This is a genomic window from Bradyrhizobium sp. Crot121, assembly GCF_059512385.1.
Window position 1 is genome coordinate 1 of sequence record NZ_JCAMOR010000534.1, and the last position, 313, is coordinate 313.

Annotated in this window: 1 protein-coding gene; it reads left to right on the forward strand. The window is 64.2% G+C overall.

The window, feature by feature from the left end; genetic code table 11:
* A partial coding sequence (locus AC5ZGW_RS47810; protein ID WP_496114361.1) for an integrase catalytic domain-containing protein occupies positions 1-313 on the forward strand: 313 nt, incomplete at both ends.

Genomic DNA, 313 nt, shown 5'->3' on the forward strand with positions numbered 1-313 from the left:
CGATGGTCGACGTCGCGACTGGTTGGACCGAGTGCATGCCGCTGGTGACGCGCGAGGGCGGCCTCGTCGTGCGAGCCATGGAGCGCGCACAGAGCCTGTTTCCCTGGGTCATTCGCGGCGCCGATTTCGACAATGACAGCGCATTCATGAACGACGTCGTCGTGCCCTGGTGTCGCGCGCAAAGGATCGAGGTGACACGCTCGCGCGCCTACAAGAAGAATGATCAGGCCTTCGTCGAGCAGAAGAACGGCGCGGTCGTCCGGCGACTCGTGGGATACGGTCGCTTCGATGGTGTCGAGACGACGCGCGTGCT